Raw genomic sequence first — 16,398 nt, forward strand, 5'->3', positions numbered from 1 at the left:
TTAATTTTTAAGGGGCTTCCCAATAATCAACCACTTGAGTAAAAATTCAACATGGCAGAACAGCGTAATATATTTTTAATTGGCCCAATGGGGGCTGGTAAAAGCACAATTGGCCGTCAACTAGCACAAATGCTGCACTTAGACTTCCTTGATTCAGATAGTGAAATTGAACGCAAAACAGGCGCTGATATCGCTTGGGTGTTTGATGTCGAAGGCGAAGAAGGTTTTAGAAACCGTGAACAAGAGATGTTAGACGAGCTGACTAAAAAACATGGTATTGTTTTAGCAACAGGTGGTGGTGCCGTTATTCGTCAAGAAAACAGAACGCACTTATCTGCTCGTGGTATTGTTGTTTATTTAAAAACAAGCGTACAAAAGCAATTAGCAAGAACATTAAAAGACAAACGTCGACCACTTCTACAAACAGATGATCCACAATCAGTATTAGAAACACTTGCTGAAAAACGTAATGCACTTTACGAAGAAGCTGCGGATTACACTATTGAAACTGATGAGCAAAGTGCCAAAGTTGTTGCTAGTCAAATTATAGCTTTATTGGATTTTTAATGGAAAAGTTACTCGTTGATCTAGGTGATCGTAGTTACCCTATCTCGATAGGTTCACACCTCCTATCAGATACTGGCTTGTTAAGCAGTGCGATAAAAGGTAAAAAAGTCATGATTGTGACTAATGATGTTGTTGCTCCGCTCTATTTAGAAGCTTGTAAAAATACATTAAAAGACTATCAAATAGATGACGTAATTTTACCGGATGGCGAGCAACATAAAAACCTAAGCACTTTTGAAATCATTTTAAGTGAATTATTAGCCAAAAAACATGCTCGTGATACTACTATTATTGCACTAGGTGGTGGTGTGATTGGAGACATGGCAGGCTTTGCTGCTGCATGTTATCAACGTGGTATTGCCTTTGTACAAATACCAACCACGTTATTATCTCAAGTTGATTCTTCTGTTGGTGGTAAAACTGCAGTGAATCATCCTTTAGGTAAAAATATGATTGGTGCATTTTATCAACCACAGGCTGTTGTGATTGATATTGAGTGCTTAAAAACCTTACCTGCACGTGAGTTTGCAGCAGGTATGGCAGAAGTCATTAAGTATGGCATTATATACGATCAAGAGTTTTTCCAATGGCTTGAACAAAATATCGAAGCGATTAAATCGTTAGACCCAACGTCTATTATTTATATGTTGAAACGTTGTTGTGCAATTAAAGCCGAAGTGGTTGCATTAGATGAGAAAGAGCATGGTATCCGTGCATTATTAAATCTAGGACATACCTTTGGTCATGCCATTGAAGCTGAGCAAGGTTATGGTAATTGGTTACACGGTGAAGCCGTCGCTGCGGGTATGGTATTAGCCGCTGAAACATCTTTTGTTTTAGGCTTAATTGAGCACGATGATGTCGATCGTATTATCGATTTAATTGAAGCTTTTGATCTACCGTTAGCAGCACCAGAAAACATGCAATACAAGCATTTTGCTGAGCATATGCAGTTAGATAAAAAAGTGTTGGATGGGAAACTGCGTTTAGTATTACCAACGTCTATTGGTACCAGTGCATTATTTGATAATGTGAGTGAGATTGTGCTTCGCGATGTAATAGAATCTTAATCTATTATGGTCGAAAGAACGCTTATTTCGCTTCCTTCACAGTTGCAGCTTTTAGAGCGGCTGCAACACCATATCTATTTATCTTCATCTCTTATTTTTATCACCGGAGAAACCGGATCTGGTAAAACGACACTGACTGAAAACTTATCTAATACTTTACCTCCCGACTTAAAACAGGTTTATCTGTCTTTATCTAATGTCGCTACTGTTCCGGTATTAAGACAAAAAGTGATTGAGCAGTTATTTGACCGTGCTTTATTTAATGCCCAGGACAAACTAGTTGATTCAGTAGAGCGTTTACAAGAAGAGTTTAGTCAACCGCAAAATCGGTTGTTGATTCTTGATAATGCACATCTATTACCAACGGATTTTTTGATTGAGTTATGTGAGTTATTAGCGTCCTTTGAATTAACTGAAGAGACGACGGTTAATGTCATGTTATTAGTGGATCCTGCATCAACTAAGCACTTTTTAAGTTATTTAGATTCACATCTAGTTGAAAGATTAAGTCATCGAGTTAATCGTTTAGAGCTAGTCTTGCCTGCTTTAACAATCCAAGAGGCAACGGCATTGTTAGTGCATAATTTCCAACAAATGGGCTATGAGGCTAAATTACAACATCAAGATGCGTTAAATCATCAATTACATCTCTGTGCAGGCAACCCGAAAAAGATTATTTTATTAGCAGAAGAGCTTAGTCAGGGAGGCTTTAAAGAAGATAAACATGCTTGGGCTAAAACATGGCTACCAGCTGCGTTATTAATGCTGTCATTGGTTGCTATTGTCTCGGCACTTGGAGTCTATTTGTATCCTAAGTTTATTCCGGTGCAACAGCCCCAGAACTATGTACCTGAGGTAGCGGAACAAGTTCTCCCTGAATTTGAAACGGAATCAAATCTTCAATCAAGCTTAATTTCTGAGCCACTGGCTGGTGGGTGGTCTAGCTTTGACTTAGATATTGATGATAATGAAAGTCTGGTGGGCTTATCCGATGAAACAGAACAGCGGGTGGTTATCTCTAATGATCAATTAATAGAGTTATCTGTACTTGTTGAACAGCCGAATAATGAAATGGAAGAAGCGCCTCAAGCAATGCAGGAACATGCTATACCACCATTATTGAAATCAAATACTCAAGTTGAGGCTGCAGAAAGTAGTGTTGCGGAACAACTGCAAGCGCAGATAAAAGAAAAATCTGAAATCACTAAACAAGCAGTGATAGAGAATACAGAAGAGGTTGAAAATGTGACAACACAGAATCAGCCTCAACCTGAAATAACGCGATCAACAGATAGTTTACTGACAGCTCCCAGGGTTTTATTGAGTAAAAAACCTAGCAACTTAACAATACAAATTTCGGCTATGTCGACGCGATCTTATTTAGCAGATTTTAAGCGGAAGTTTGGTTCAACAGAAAATGTATTTACCTATCAAACTATCCGTAACAATAAACCTTTGTTTGTTGTCGTTTATGGTGAATACACATCAAAAGCATCTGCAAACTTGGCAATTAAAAACTTGCCAAGAGCATTTGCAGGTATGCCTACTTGGATAAAGTCATGGCAAGCAGTACACAATGATTTGCGGTTAAATAATGAATAAAAAAAATAGAGCCTTTTTAAAATGGGCTGGTGGGAAGTTTACCTTAACTGAACAAATTAATGCACGCTTACCAAAAGCTAATAGATTAATAGAACCCTTTGTTGGTGCTGGCTCAGTGTTTTTAAACAGCGATTTCGATGAGTATGTACTGAATGATATTAATCCTGATTTAATTGAAATGTATAAAATTATCAAGCGTAAACCTAAACAGTTTATCCGAGATGCTAAAGTATATTTTCAAGCAAAATATAATCAGGAAGAGGTTTATTACCAATTACGTGAAAAATTTAATAAAAGTGATGACGTTTATCTTCGTTCATTATTGTTCTTATACATGAATCGTCACGGCTACAATGGCTTATGCCGTTATAATAAAAGTGGTGGGTTTAACGTACCTTTTGGACGCTATAAACAACCATACTTTCCTGAAAGCGAACTGCTGTTTTTTGCTGAAAAAGCGAAAAAAGCCACTTTTACTTGTAAACCATATCAAAAACTATTTTTGTATTTGCGTGATAGCGATGTGTTGTATTGTGATCCACCATACGTGCCTTTAAGTAAAAGTGCTTCTTTTACTAGCTACGCAACGCAAGGTTTTAGTTTGGATGATCAAGCTCAATTAGCTAAGTTGGCGCGTGAAAGTAAAGCAGCAGTGTTATTAAGCAATCACGATACAACGTTAACTCAGGAGTTATACCGTGATGCTGAGTGCGATAAAATATTTGTATCTCGTACTATCAGTAGCAAGTCGACTGACCGTAAACCTGTCGCCGAGTTATTTGCTTTTTTTCCAGCTAAAACGAAATCAAACGCAAACATCGCAAATAAAAATTAGTGTGTTAGTCCCTGCTTAGGTAGAATAACGCGCTCATACTTTAGCTTATTTCTATTTAGGAACAGACCATTATGACAGACTATTTAATCGCACCTTCAATCCTTTCTGCAGACTTTGCTCGTTTGGGTGATGATGTTAAAAAAGTATTAGCTGATGGCGCTGATGTGGTGCATTTTGACGTAATGGATAACCACTACGTACCTAACCTAACAATTGGTCCAATGGTGTGTAAAGCGCTTCGTGACTATGGTATCACTGCACCTATTGATGTTCACTTAATGGTTGAACCAGTAGATAGTATGATAGTTCAGTTTGCAGAAGCAGGAGCTTCTATTATCACTTTCCACCCTGAAGCATCTAAACATGTGGATCGTTCATTACAACTTATCAAGTCTTACGGTTGCAAAGCAGGTCTAGTATTAAATCCTGCCACTTCTTTAGAAGAACTAACACATGTCATGGATAAATTAGATGTCGTGCTATTAATGTCTGTAAACCCTGGTTTTGGTGGACAATCATTTATTCCTCATACACTAGAAAAATTACGTCAAGTACGTAAATTAATCGATGCAAGTGGTCGTGATATCCGCTTAGAAGTTGATGGTGGCGTTAAAACAGATAATATCAAAGAGATTGCAGAAGCGGGTGCAGATATGTTTGTTGCAGGTTCAGCTATCTTTAATCAACCTGATTACAAAGCAGTCATTGATGAAATGCGTGAGCAACTGGCTGAAGTAAAATAAATTACTGATTATGACTCAACTTACTGATATTAAATTAATCTGTTTTGATCTTGATGGGACACTAGTTAATAGTGTTCCTGACCTGCGTTTATCCTTAAATGCTATGTTAGAAGAGTTATCTTTACCTCATGTTAATGATCTAGTGGTAAAAACTTGGGTAGGGGATGGTATTCCTAAAATGGTTGAACGTTGCTTACAGCATGTCAACGGTAATGATTTTTCTCAGGACGTACTCGCTAATGCAGTGAGTATTTTCGAGGGATATTATCAGCAATTTTTAAATACGGAGTCTGGCTTATACCCAGCGGTAAAAAGCACCTTATTTAAACTGCAAGACAAAGGTTATAAGATTGCACTCATTACTAATAAAGCTGAAAAATTCTTACCTGATTTACTTGCCTACTTTGGTATTAACCGATGTTTTGATCTCCTACTTGGTGGCGATACATTAGCGCGTAATAAGCCAGATCCTATGCAAGTTGAATATGCTTGTGAGCACTTCAATATTGGTGCTTCAGAGACGGTTATGATTGGTGATTCACGTAATGACATTTTAGCCGGACAGAATGCCAAGGTATCTACCATCGCCTTAACTTATGGTTACAACTTTGGCGAGCCGATTGCACAGATTAACCCAGATTATATTGTTAATCATTTCGATGAATTATTAACATTGCTGTAAGAGCAATGAAGGAAAGTAAAAATGACTAAACCCGTTGTATTAAGTGGATGCCAGCCATCAGGCGGCTTAACGATTGGTAACTACATGGGTGCGTTACGCCAATGGGTAGTGATGCAAGAAACCAATGATTGTTTATTCTGTTTGGTTGACCTACATGCTATTACGGTTCGTCAAGACCCTAAAGCATTACGTAACGCGATCTATGATGGCTTAGCAATGTATCAAGCAGTGGGTATTGACCCACAAAAAAGTACCATGTTTATTCAATCGCAAGTACCTGAACATGCTGAATTATCTTGGATTTTAAACTGTCATACACAAATGGGTGAGTTAAATCGTATGACGCAGTTTAAAGATAAGTCGCAAAAAAATGTTACTAATATCAATGCTGGTCTATACAGCTACCCGGTATTAATGGCTGCAGATATCTTATTGTATGGTCCAAAACATGTACCAGTGGGCAGCGACCAAAAACAACACCTTGAGCTAGCTCGTGATATTGCGACTCGTTTTAATAATGCTTATGGCGATACTTTTGTGGTACCTGAGCCAGCTATTCCTGAGCACGGTGCCCGTATCATGAGTCTACAAGATCCGACTAAGAAAATGTCTAAGTCTGATGATAATGAAAAGAACTTTATCGCATTATTAGAAGATCCGAAAAAAATAGCGAAAAAAATTAAAAGTGCCGCGACTGATTCTGATGAACAAGCTCGAATCTACTTTGATACTGCTGAAAAACCAGGGGTATCTAATCTATTAACTTTATTGTCATGTTCAACAAACCGTTCAATTGATAGTTTGATTCCTGAATATGAAGATAAAATGTATGGTCACTTGAAATCAGATACTGCAGATGCTGTTGTTACTTTATTAGAGCCTATACAAGCTCGTTTTAAAGAGTTACGTGCAGATGAGCAAGCATTACAAGCAATGGCTCGAGTGGGGGCAGAAAAAGCTCGTGAACGTGCTGCAGCGACTTTAGCTAAGGTTTACGATCGTATTGGTTTTTTGCCTAAATAGTTGTTTAGTGAAAATATAATTAATAAAAAGGGCTGATAATATGAGATGTTATCAGCCCTTTTTATAGTAGGTAGTTTGGATATTAGCTTTCGCCTAAACCTTTACCTGCATCTTTTTTATTAATTAACTCAATCATATAGCCATCAGGGTCTTTAACAAATGCAATCACTGTTGAACCACCTTTTACTGGCCCTGGCTCACGAGTAATAATACCGCCTAAGCTTTTGATTTTTTCACAAGTTTCGTAAATGTCATCGGTTTCAATGGCAATATGCCCGTAAGCATTACCCATATCGTAGCTGTCAGTACCCCAGTTATAAGTTAACTCGATCACTGTCGTATCCACTTCATCGCCATAACCAAGAAAAGCCAGTGTATATTTATACTCAGTGTTTTCTGATTGACGTAATAGTTTCATATCTAATACTTGTTGATAAAAATCGATCGATTTTTGTAAATCGGTAACACGTAACATAGTGTGTAATAAACGCATAAGTCTTTCCTTTCATTAAAATAATTAAATGATCAATTTCTCGCTTCTTATCGATTATTTAGATCCTATCATAAATGATCTTAATGATAGGTTAATCTTGGTATTCATTATTGCTTCCAGTTAACTATTTTTTTCTCTTTGCCTATTAACAAACGACGAATGTTACTGATATGTCGCAATATGATTAAACACGATAGCATTAACACAGGTAAGGTAAATTCTGGCTTGATGAGATGAACATAAACAGGGGCTGCAATGGCGGTGATAATAGCGGCTAAAGAAGCATAACCACTGATTGCGACTGTTAATAACCAAGTGATCACAACTAATCCAGTCATATCCATACCTAAAGGCAATAATGTACCAAGTCCGGTTGCAACGGCTTTCCCTCCTTTAAAGTTAAAGTAGGGCGGGAATATATGACCTAAACAGGTAGCAATACCAATAAAGCCAATAGCAAACGGTGGAATGCCAACAAAGTAAGCAAGATAAACAGGGATTGTGCCTTTCAACAGGTCAAAGATAAGTACCAGGCTTGCTGCTTGCGCATGATGCATACGTAGCATATTGGTTGCACCAGGATTTTTTGAACCATGTGTTCTAGGATCTGGCCAGCCTTTATACTTACACAGTAAAATGGCGCCGTTTACTGCACCAAGAAAATAGGCCGATATGCTAAAAATAAGTGTTGCCAGTATAATCATGGTACTTATTTCATCCTATTAAGGTAAAATGCGAGTCAATTATATATTGTCTACAAAGAAAGTCAGTGGCAAGAGCAATTATAATTTTCAGGTTAACATCTGAGTCTACTCGCTAACCGCAACAAAAAAAAGTGTAGTGGCATCAAAATAAAATACAATGATGGGATAGAAATATGGATATCGTTTTTATAAAACAGCTGCAAGTGATCAGTACAATTGGTGTGTATGGTTGGGAAAAGGGTGTACAACAAAAACTCTATTTTGATTTAGAGATGGCACATGATAATAAACCTGCAGCAGCTAATGACGATATTAAGCTAGCATTAAATTATTTTAGTGTTTCAGAGCGTGTTAGCCAATTTGCTCAACAAAACCAGTTTGAATTGATTGAAACCATGGCGGAACGAGTAGCGGCATTAATAATGGAAGAGTTTGCAGTTCCTTGGATTAAGTTAACGTTACACAAACCAGGCGCACTACCTAAAGCGCAAAGCTTAGGGGTACAAATCGAGCGTGGTGCTAAGTAATGGCTCATATTTTCATTGGGGTGGGGTCAAGCATCAATCGACGTGAAAATATTCGTTTAGGGATACAAGCATTACAACAAGCATTTGGTGAGCTGAGGTTATCCAAAGTGTATGAAAGCGAAGCGGTGGGGTTTAAAGGAAGCCACTTTTATAATTTAGTGGTGGAACTATCCAGTCATTTATCCATCGAACAGCTGATAAAACAGTTAAAAGCGATAGAAATACAATTAGGCAGACCATTAAAAGCATTAAAATATGCACCAAGAACATTAGATCTGGACCTACTATTATACGACGATGTCATTGATAATAGTCGTGATCTCCCTCGTGCAGAAATTACTTTAAATGCATTTGTATTAAAACCGTTGGCAGAGTTAGCACCTACATTATTGCATCCTGTTTTGCAGCTTAGTTACCATACTTTATGGTCACAATACCCAGCTGATAAACAGAAATTATGGAAGGTGGATCCACCTGTTATTATCGAATCACTATCATCATAGTAACCAAAAGAGATAAATATGAGTTTTTTAGAAGTTATCGTTCTAGCCTTGATTCAAGGTTTAACTGAGTTTTTACCTATTTCAAGTTCTGCACACTTATTGCTACCTTCTGTTTTATTAGGGTGGCAAGACCAAGGTCTAGCATTTGATCTCGTATTGAACATTGGTACCTTAGCTGCAGTTGTGCTTTATTTCCATAAAGACCTACGCAATATGTCATTGGCCTGGTGTAACTCGATCAAACATAAACAAACGACACCAGATAGCAAATTAGCTTGGTGGATTATTTGGGCGACTATTCCTGCTGCATTGATTGGTTTTTTTGGTAAAGATTATATCGAATTATATCTACGCAGCGGTTATGTAGTTGCCGCTACAACAGTGTTTTTTGGCCTGTTATTATGGTGGGCAGATGCTAAAGCGGTACAGGTTAAAACTGAGTATCAAACAGGGTTAAAAGGGGCAATCTTTTTAGGTTGTGCACAAGCTTTGGCCCTAATTCCTGGTACGTCTCGTTCAGGTATTACTATTACAGCAGGTTTGATGCTAGGACTTACACGTAATGCCGCAGCACGATTTTCATTTTTGATGTCGGTACCAATTATCTCTATGGCATCTGGATACGATTTGCTTAAATTTATCTTATCGGATCAATATGTAGATTGGGGCGCTTTAATGCTGGGCGCTGGTGTTTCTTTTATCAGTGCCATTTTATGTATTCACTTTTTCTTAATACTATTGAATAAAGTAGGCATGTTACCTTTTGTTATATATCGTTTGATACTAGGTGCGGCATTGTTTTACGTGCTGAGTTAACTCATTGCAAACGCCCTTATGGACGTTTGCAGTTTTCAATCAATATAACCTTAAGCGAATATTTACGTTGGTTTGGGGTTATTATTTTTAAAGTCCTGTACTAAGTCAATTCTTTGTTGTTGTAGTTTATTTCTGATCTCTTGGCCTTGAAATCCCTGCTTAATAATCGCTTGGATATCCGCTGTTAAGGCTTGTTGAAAAGCTTGCCACATATAATCGGCAGTAGGGTAAGGTAATAATTCAAAGCCTGTCCTGCCTTTAGAGTCAGCCACACAACACTGCAACATTTGTTGGAAACGTTGTGGCTTACGCCATGCATCACACTTATCCATAATGCCCACCATAGTGCTTGCGCGTAACTCAAAAGCGCTGTGGATATTAGTATGGTGCTCGCTCACTAAGAGTGCTAAATCTCGACATTCATTAGGTACTTTCAAGCGTTTACAGAACTTCTTAATGACTGCTAATCCCTTGATACCATGCCCCTTATGACTAGGCCATTCACTTTCAGGGGTTAAGGCTTTACCTAAATCGTGTACTAAACAAGCAAAGCGAAAAGCAACGGAATCAGATAATAAACAAGCTTGCTCTACAACCATTAACGTATGAATACCGGTATCTATTTCTGGATGCCAACGTTTTGGAGCTGGTACGCCATATAAATTATCGATTTCAGGAAATAGGGCTGCTAATGCGCCACAGTCTCGCAACACTTGAAAGTATACTTGCGGACTATCGGTACGTAATGCTTTTTCTGTCTCTATCCAAACACGCTCTGGAGTTAAGCTTTGCAATTCACCACTTGCCGCTATGTCAGACATGAGCAGCATGGTTTCTGGGGCAATACTAAAACCTAATTGGGCAAAACGTGCGGCAAAACGTGCAACACGTAATACTCGAAGTGGATCTTCGCTAAAAGCGGGGCTGATATGGCGTAATACTTTATCAGCTAAATCTTGTTGGCCTCTATAGGGGTCTATTAACTCACCATCCGTAGCTTGAGCTATGGCATTGATGGTTAGGTCTCGGCGTGCTAAATCATCCTCTAAGGTGACATCTTCACCGGCATAACAAGTAAAGCCGGTGTAGCCAATTCCCTGCTTACGCTCAGTTCGCGCTAATGCGTATTCTTCAGCTGTTGTGGGATGTAAAAATACAGGGAAGTCTTTACCTACTTGAGTAAAACCTTTTGCTAACATATTGTCTGGCGTGCTATTTGTGACAAGAAAATCTCGATCCTTTACTTCGATATCTAATAACTTGTCTCTTACTGCACCACCGACCAAAAACACCTGCATTATCTATCCCCTTAATCACCAATACTCTTATTATAACCAAACTATTAAAAGATGCAGAAGCTTGTGCGTCCCATTAATAATGATTGTCACGGATATATGTTTTAATATGGTGTTAACATAGTAATAATTAGCTTATTTATTTCGGTTTTTATGAACACGGATCCACTCGAGCGTAAGGTTTAAAATGTATCAAGAATTCTTTTCTTTGAAAGAGCAACCCTTCTCCATTTCCCCCGATCCTGATTTTCTATTTTTAAGTGATCGACACAAAGAGGCATTAGCACATTTAATGTATGGCCTGCAGGGGAACGGTGGTTTTGTTTTACTCACAGGTGAGGTTGGAACTGGCAAAACCACGGTTTGCCGTGCATTATTACAGGATATGTCAGAGCAAACTGATATCGCTTTTGTACTGAACCCTGCACAAACTGAAGTAGAGCTTCTAGCAACTATTTGCGACCAGTTTAAGATTGACTATGATGAGCAACGAGCGAGCTTAAAAAGCCTATTTGATGCAATCAGTGGTTGGATGTTACATAACCTAGAAAAAGGGCGCAGTGCAATTGTTTTAATTGATGAAGCACAGCATTTGAGTTTTGCCGTATTGGAACAATTACGTTTGTTAACCAATATTGAATCAAATAATAAAAAACCGTTACAGGTGATTCTTATTGGCCAAACAGAGCTACAACAAAAACTAAAAGAAAACCAATTACGTCAGCTTGCTCAGCGCATTACCGCGCGTTATCACTTATTGCCATTGACGCTACAAGAAACAGAGTATTACATTCAACATCGCCTTAATGTTGCAGGTGCCAGCTACCCTATTTTTGAGACTAAGCTATTAAAGAGGATCTTTAAATACAGCCGAGGTATTCCTCGTTTAATCAATCTTATATGCGACCGTAGTTTACTCTGTGCGTTTAGTCAGAACACACCAAAAGTAACAGCAAGTATGGTTGATTTAGCAGTCAAAGAGATTGACCTAAGCTTAGAGCCCGACAGTACCAAAAATTTATTTAAATATGGCTGGCGAGTGTTATTTCTGGTGACACTTATTGGGATTACCGTTTATCAGGCTCCGAAAATTTGGCATCATTTAATGCAGCCTGAACAAGCCTTTGAAACAGTAAGTGAATTACATTTAAGTGTCATTCCTGTTGAACAACAAGTGCAAGAACAAGCGGTGTTTGATTCGCCAGTATTAACTGCACCGCCAGTACCAATACAGGATAACTTATCTTGGTTTGATAATTACCCTGCACTGGATTTATCTAAAGGTGAGTTCGCAACTGCATTGCAAACTTTATACGCGGTGTGGGGTTATCAAGTTGAGTTGAGTAGGGCTAATTGTGAGCAAGCGAGTAGAGCTTCATTATTATGTTTATCAACCAATACCTCTTTGGATAGGCTAACCACGTTAAACTATCCTGCTGTGATTGAATTAGCTTCCGATGAAGATATTATCTATGCCGTTTTATATCGTGTTGAAGATCAATTTGAGTTATTAATTGGTACTCAAAAAATAAAGGTAGATCGTGATTGGTTAAGTGAATACTGGAGCGGTGAATTAACGTTATTATGGCAACCACCATTTGATATAACAAAGCCATTAAAATTTGGTGAAAAAAGTGGTCGAGTAATGTGGCTTGCGGCGCAACTTAATCGTTTATATGGCTTGCCAGATACACAGAAAGATCGCTTTGACTGGAAGTTGAAAGAGCAAGTTATTGAGTTTCAGGAAGATAATGGTTTAGTTGCAGATGGCATTGCTGGGCAACAAACATTAATGCTACTCGCACAGCAGTTAGACCCTAAAATTCCGTCATTATTATAGAGGCATTATGTCGACCATTTTAAAAGCATTAGAAAAGAGTAAAGCGCAAGGTGTCACATCACCAGTTGAACCTATTGCCAATAACGGTTGGAAGGTCATGGTAGTATCCGGATTACTTTTAATCGCTATATTATTAGGGGTAGTTATCTTTTTATTGTTACGCCCTGCCTCACAAACTTCGGAGCCAACTGCGACACCTGTCGCTGAAGTATTAGCATCAGAGCCTGTTGTTTTAACAAAAAATATAGGGCCTCTTGAGCAGTCAGAGAGCCGAGTCAGTGAAGTACAGTTTAAAACAATCCCTTTGCCAATTAGGCAAGCTCCTGCACCTTCTTGGGATACAGCTGCAGCAGTGACGACTATCGAACAAGATCCTGCATTGCCTGAGCCAATCAATGAGGATGGGGCCACTGCACAGGATAAGTTAGATGCAATTAATGCAAGGCAACAAGATCAAACAGTTTTATCGGATATTGATTTAGATAATGTGCCTGACTCACTGAAACAGCGCTTTGCTTTAGCTGTTGAAGAAGAAAAAAATGGCGTATTAAGAGATCAAGTTATTGAACAAGGACCCGAAGAAGTCGTTGCATCGGAGATCCATGAAATGCCAATTCGTTTTCAGGAGCAAATCCCAACCATGCGTTATGATTCACACGTGTATTCTAGTGATGAAGCAGACCGTTGGATCCGAATCAATGGTGTCGATATGCGAGTAGGAGATTTTGTGGGGGATATTGAGCTGGTGGATATACTGCCCCAACAAAGTGTTTTCCGTTTAGGTGGGCAAAGCTTCACTATTGAGTCTTTACAGGATTGGAAAGGTTAATAGCGACATTAATTTCAGGGTTATTGGATGGTGTTTAAGTAATAAGAAACGCACCGAAATGCGTTTCTTATTAGGGATAAAAAGTTTTTTACCAGTTATCCGTACGTTTCTTACGACGTGGTAAAAATGGGATAATTAAACCAACTAACATACCAAAGAATAAAACACTTCCTCCGTACATCAACCATTCCATTTTAACGCGCTCATCTTTTGTGTCTTGTAGTAAATCTAACTCCATATTACGCTCTTTTAAATCAGCAATGGTGTCACGAAGTGCTCTTTTCTCACTGTCTAATTGCGCAATTAAGCTATCTTTATCGATGATTGCTTGCGTTTGTTCTGCATTAGCCGCTTCATTTTCACTATTAATCGTATTGAGCTTATCCTGGCTCTCTTGATATTTCTTTTGTAGTGCAGGTAGTAATGATTTTGCTGGCTGTTGAGTTTGAATTTCTGATGCTTTTACCCAACCAACACGACCTGTAGAGGTTCTTACCTGTGAGAATTTAGTCTTTTCGTTATACTGTAATGTATCTACCGCAGTACCTACTTCAATCGTACCAATAATACGATATTGTAAACTTGGACCAGAGTGCATGTAGATAGAAAGTTCGTCACTTACGTATTGTGTTGCCGCAAAGCTGCTGATCGGGAAGAGTAAACACAGCAAAAATAATTTGATTAATTTCAAAAGAAAAACCCTTAACAAATAAATTGAGCAATCATTCTAAAAGCAATTGCCGCTCAGTAAAAGCAAAAAGAGAGCCTAAGCTCTCTTTTTCGTTTAGAAGTATTAATTACTAAGAAAAAATACTTTTTAATAGGTAGAAGAACAAGATAGATAATCCAGCCCCAATAGGTAGTGTTACCACCCAAGAGATAACTATGTTACGTACTACACCTAAATTTAATGCCGCAATACCACGAGCCATACCTACACCTAATACCGCACCTACTAATGTTTGTGTTGTAGAAATAGGTAAACCAGTGCCTGATGCGATAACAACGGTTGAAGCTGCTGCTAATTCAGCGGCAAAACCACGGCTTGGTGTTAAATGAGTAATGCCATTACCAATAGTCGCCATTACGCGCTTACCGAATATAGCAAGACCTAATACGATACCTAGACCACCTAGCGGTAAGATCCACCAAGCAAGTTGTGCTTTAGCTGTAATTTCACCATCATGTTCAACGATATTAACTACTGCAGCTAATGGACCAATTGCATTTGCTACATCATTCGAACCGTGTGCAAAGGCCATCGCACAAGCTGTTACTATCATCAAGATAGCAAAGATTTTTTCTACGTTAGCAAAATGCATCTCTTTATCAGCTTTAGGGTCTATTTTAACTCGGTTAATAAATACTTTACCGATAATGGCTACGATCACACCAATTGCTATTGCTAAGATAACAGCTTCAAATGTTGTGAAGTGTAAGCCGATATGTTTAAGACCTTTCGTAATTGTCACTAGTGACAATACAAAACCAGCTAAAAACATATACAAAGGTACGTAACGTTTAGCATTGGTTATCGGGTCTTTGGTATTAAATATTAGCTTTTGAGAGCTCATAAATATCAAGTAGGCAATAATACCCGAGATAAGAGGGGTGATAATCCAGCTACCCACGATCCCAACAACTTTACTCCAAGTAACACTATCTACGCCAACACCCACTGCTGAAAAGCCAACAATCGCACCAACGATCGAGTGAGTCGTTGAGACAGGCCAACCGTAGAAAGATGCGATAATTAGCCATAAACCTGCTGCTAATAATGCTGCTGTCATACCATAAACGAGTAATTCAGGTTGATCGATAAAGTAAGCTGCATCAATAATACCCTTACGTATTGTTGATGTTACTTCTCCACCTGCTAAATAAGCACCAGAAAACTCAAAGATCATCGCGATGATAATCGCTTGTTTAATGGTTAATGCTTTTGATCCTACAGAGGTGCCCATAGCATTTGCCACGTCATTTGCACCAATACCCCAAGCCATCAAAAAGCCGACTGTACCGGCAAGCAAAATTAGCATACTGCCGTATGTGTTTAAAATATCCATGATTTAGTCCTTAACGCTACGATCTTACTAGGATCAGCTCTAGTTGAGTGCCGATCAGTTCAGAATGGTCAGCTAGACTGCCTACCCACTCTAAAATTTTATACAAAAACATTACATCTACTGGTTTGTAGTTATCTTCAATGGCTAACAAATTGCGGCGAAGTTTGATTTGTAATGAGTCTGTATCATCTTCAATCGTTTCAAGTACTTCAATCATCTTAGTAACGATGTCCACTTCACGACCTTTAAAGCCGGTTTCAAGTAGTTCATCTAATTCATTAATCGCATTTTTTGCTTGTTGGATCGCATCCAAACTACGTTGTATATACGCCATGAAATCAACAAAGATTTCACTTGGTATTTGTAGTTGGCGTCCGTATACGCGTCCTGCTATATCTTTTGCGGTATTAGCAATTTTATCTTGGCGATTAACTAGCTCAATTAAATCAGCTCGGTCAATCGGCATGAACAGACCTTTAGGTAGCGTTAAACGTAATTCACGCTTAAGCTCATCGGCGTCTTGTTCAAACTGAGATATTTGTTGACGTACTTGTTCCGCTTTTACCCAATCATTGTTTGAGCTTGCTTCAAAGAATGGCAACAATAATTCGCTACATACTGCGACTTTGTCCATGTGTAATTGGATTGGTTTAATTGGAGATTTTGCAAATACTCCAAATATCGAATTAACTGGCATGATTCACCTTCGAGTTTTATGGCATTATTGCCACTTTCTAGTTCTATTGACTTCTATTAAGCGGCGCATGTTAACTTTCTTTTGCACACAATAGAACATCAATTTA

Annotated in this window: 18 protein-coding genes; 12 read left to right on the plus strand and 6 right to left on the minus strand. The window is 38.4% G+C overall.

The genetic code is table 11. The features are described from left to right. The first annotated feature begins 51 nt into the window (after positions 1-51). The 7 genes from aroK to trpS all read left to right on the plus strand — a co-directional run bounded on the left by aroK (position 52) and on the right by trpS (position 6,522). Positions 52-567, plus strand: a complete 516-nt coding sequence (gene aroK, locus OW492_RS11645; protein ID WP_113819341.1) for a shikimate kinase AroK — start codon at positions 52-54, stop codon at positions 565-567. Further along, positions 567-1,637: a 3-dehydroquinate synthase gene (aroB, locus tag OW492_RS11650; protein ID WP_290040124.1), complete on the plus strand. Its 1,071-nt coding sequence runs from the start codon at positions 567-569 to the stop codon at positions 1,635-1,637. Before aroK ends, aroB begins: the two co-directional genes overlap by 1 nt. 6 nt (positions 1,638-1,643) lie before the next feature. Continuing rightward, positions 1,644-3,239: an AAA family ATPase gene (locus OW492_RS11655; RefSeq protein ID WP_290040126.1), complete on the plus strand. Its 1,596-nt coding sequence runs from the start codon at positions 1,644-1,646 to the stop codon at positions 3,237-3,239. Continuing rightward, positions 3,232-4,074 (plus strand): Dam family site-specific DNA-(adenine-N6)-methyltransferase, encoded by an 843-nt coding sequence (locus OW492_RS11660; RefSeq protein ID WP_290040127.1) that lies wholly within the window; start codon positions 3,232-3,234, stop codon positions 4,072-4,074. The genes OW492_RS11655 and OW492_RS11660 overlap by 8 nt, the downstream gene beginning before the upstream one ends. A 71-nt stretch (positions 4,075-4,145) precedes the next feature. Further along, positions 4,146-4,817 (plus strand): ribulose-phosphate 3-epimerase, encoded by a 672-nt coding sequence (gene rpe, locus OW492_RS11665; protein ID WP_290040128.1) that lies wholly within the window; start codon positions 4,146-4,148, stop codon positions 4,815-4,817. Positions 4,818-4,827: 10 nt separating this feature from the next. After that, positions 4,828-5,499 (plus strand): phosphoglycolate phosphatase, encoded by a 672-nt coding sequence (locus OW492_RS11670; RefSeq protein ID WP_290040130.1) that lies wholly within the window; start codon positions 4,828-4,830, stop codon positions 5,497-5,499. Between the two features lie 21 nt (positions 5,500-5,520). Beyond that, positions 5,521-6,522, plus strand: a complete 1,002-nt coding sequence (gene trpS / locus OW492_RS11675) for a tryptophan--tRNA ligase (RefSeq protein ID WP_290040132.1) — start codon at positions 5,521-5,523, stop codon at positions 6,520-6,522. A gap of 82 nt (positions 6,523-6,604) precedes the next feature. Here the strand turns inward: trpS and gloA are convergent, their stop codons facing one another. Next, positions 6,605-7,015 carry a lactoylglutathione lyase gene (gloA, locus tag OW492_RS11680; RefSeq protein ID WP_290040134.1) on the minus strand — a complete coding sequence of 137 codons (411 nt, stop codon included), beginning with the start codon at positions 7,013-7,015 and terminating at the stop codon, positions 6,605-6,607. Between the two features lie 107 nt (positions 7,016-7,122). Continuing rightward, positions 7,123-7,719, minus strand: coding sequence for a glycerol-3-phosphate 1-O-acyltransferase PlsY (gene plsY, locus OW492_RS11685; RefSeq protein WP_290040136.1), 597 nt, complete (start codon positions 7,717-7,719; stop codon positions 7,123-7,125). A gap of 173 nt (positions 7,720-7,892) precedes the next feature. Here plsY and folB point away from each other — a divergent pair, with 173 nt between their 5' ends. Genes folB through OW492_RS11700 form a run of 3 tightly spaced genes read left to right on the plus strand, consistent with a single transcriptional unit; the run spans position 7,893 to position 9,565 of the window. Beyond that, entirely contained in the window at positions 7,893-8,246 is a 354-nt protein-coding gene (folB, locus tag OW492_RS11690) for a dihydroneopterin aldolase (protein ID WP_290040137.1), read from the plus strand. Next, positions 8,246-8,749 carry a 2-amino-4-hydroxy-6-hydroxymethyldihydropteridine diphosphokinase gene (folK, locus tag OW492_RS11695; protein WP_290040138.1) on the plus strand — a complete coding sequence of 168 codons (504 nt, stop codon included), beginning with the start codon at positions 8,246-8,248 and terminating at the stop codon, positions 8,747-8,749. Before folB ends, folK begins: the two co-directional genes overlap by 1 nt. 18 nt (positions 8,750-8,767) lie before the next feature. Then, positions 8,768-9,565 (plus strand): undecaprenyl-diphosphate phosphatase, encoded by a 798-nt coding sequence (locus OW492_RS11700; protein WP_290040139.1) that lies wholly within the window; start codon positions 8,768-8,770, stop codon positions 9,563-9,565. A 62-nt stretch (positions 9,566-9,627) separates the two neighbouring features. Here the strand turns inward: OW492_RS11700 and OW492_RS11705 are convergent, their stop codons facing one another. Further along, positions 9,628-10,863 (minus strand): multifunctional CCA addition/repair protein, encoded by a 1,236-nt coding sequence (locus OW492_RS11705; protein ID WP_290040141.1) that lies wholly within the window; start codon positions 10,861-10,863, stop codon positions 9,628-9,630. Positions 10,864-11,047: 184 nt separating this feature from the next. Here OW492_RS11705 and OW492_RS11710 point away from each other — a divergent pair, with 184 nt between their 5' ends. Both OW492_RS11710 and OW492_RS11715 read left to right on the plus strand, forming a co-directional pair. After that, positions 11,048-12,700, plus strand: coding sequence for an AAA family ATPase (locus OW492_RS11710; RefSeq protein ID WP_290040143.1), 1,653 nt, complete (start codon positions 11,048-11,050; stop codon positions 12,698-12,700). Between the two features lie 7 nt (positions 12,701-12,707). After that, the gene (locus OW492_RS11715) at positions 12,708-13,529 is read left to right on the plus strand and encodes a general secretion pathway protein GspB (protein WP_290040145.1); all 822 of its coding nucleotides are present in this window, start codon (positions 12,708-12,710) and stop codon (positions 13,527-13,529) included. A gap of 88 nt (positions 13,530-13,617) precedes the next feature. Here OW492_RS11715 and OW492_RS11720 read toward each other — a convergent pair whose 3' ends face one another. The 3 genes from OW492_RS11720 to OW492_RS11730 all read right to left on the minus strand — a co-directional run bounded on the left by OW492_RS11720 (position 13,618) and on the right by OW492_RS11730 (position 16,292). After that, positions 13,618-14,220 (minus strand): TIGR04211 family SH3 domain-containing protein, encoded by a 603-nt coding sequence (locus OW492_RS11720; protein WP_290040147.1) that lies wholly within the window; start codon positions 14,218-14,220, stop codon positions 13,618-13,620. 109 nt (positions 14,221-14,329) lie between these two features. Next, positions 14,330-15,595: an inorganic phosphate transporter gene (locus tag OW492_RS11725; protein ID WP_290040149.1), complete on the minus strand. Its 1,266-nt coding sequence runs from the start codon at positions 15,593-15,595 to the stop codon at positions 14,330-14,332. A 16-nt stretch (positions 15,596-15,611) separates the two neighbouring features. Then, the gene (locus tag OW492_RS11730; protein ID WP_290040150.1) at positions 15,612-16,292 is read right to left on the minus strand and encodes a TIGR00153 family protein; all 681 of its coding nucleotides are present in this window, start codon (positions 16,290-16,292) and stop codon (positions 15,612-15,614) included. Positions 16,293-16,398: the final 106 nt, after the last annotated feature.

It is taken from the genome of Psychromonas sp. 14N.309.X.WAT.B.A12, from assembly GCF_030397575.1.
Taxonomy (GTDB): domain Bacteria; phylum Pseudomonadota; class Gammaproteobacteria; order Enterobacterales; family Psychromonadaceae; genus Psychromonas.